This window comes from Streptomyces poriferorum, assembly GCF_019399235.1.
Taxonomy (GTDB): Bacteria; Actinomycetota; Actinomycetes; order Streptomycetales; family Streptomycetaceae; genus Streptomyces; species Streptomyces poriferorum.
Genome location: NZ_JAELVH010000592.1, coordinates 1 through 708, shown reverse-complemented (window position 1 = coordinate 708; position 708 = coordinate 1). Strand labels below are relative to the sequence as shown.

Genomic DNA, 708 nt, shown 5'->3' with positions numbered 1-708 from the left:
GTGGTGGCCCTGCACGCCCGTACGGTCGGCGAGCCGCTGAGGGACTCCGCGACGCGACGCCGGGTGGCGGCTGTCGTCACCTCGCGCTGGGGTGTACCGCTGGCGTTCTGCTGGGCGTTCGCGGAGGCGCTGAGCTGGCCGCTGATGCCCGAACTGCTGCTGGGCGCGGTGTGTGTGGCGGTGCCTCGGGCGGCTCCGAAGATGTCGCTGGGCGCACTGGCCGGCAGCCTGGCGGGCGGTCTGCTGGCGCTGCACCTGGCGTCGGCCGGCGTTCACCTGCCCGCGCCGCTGACGACGGACCGGATGCGGGCGGAGGTCCGGCACGAACTGGCCCTGGAGGGTGCGTCCGCGGTGCGCCACCAGCCGTGGAACGGCGTCCCGTTCAAGGTGTACGGCGCCGAGGCGGGCCGCGCCGGAGTCCACGCGCCGGACTGGCTCGCCGCGTCGGCGGCGGCCCGTGGCTCACGCACCCTGACGGTGGGCCTCGCCTTCGCGGGCTTCGGCCTCCTGATGCGACGCCACCGCCGCCAGTACGGCCGCTACCTGGTGCTGCTGGGCGGCGGGTTCGCGGCGGGGCTCGCCTTGATCGTGAACGGCTGGGGCTGAACCGCGGGACCCCGCACATGGAAACCGCCTCCCGGCCGGCAGGGGAACCGGTCGGGAGGCGGAGTGGGAGGCGGGGTGCCGGGAGGGCGGCACCCCGCGGGG

1 pseudogene is annotated in these 708 nt (G+C 76.1%); it reads left to right on the top strand.

The annotated features are described in order from the left end of the window. Positions 1-606, top strand: a pseudogene (locus tag JGS39_RS39875) (1-acyl-sn-glycerol-3-phosphate acyltransferase); the annotation flags it as partial. Between the last annotated feature and the right edge of the window lie 102 nt (positions 607-708).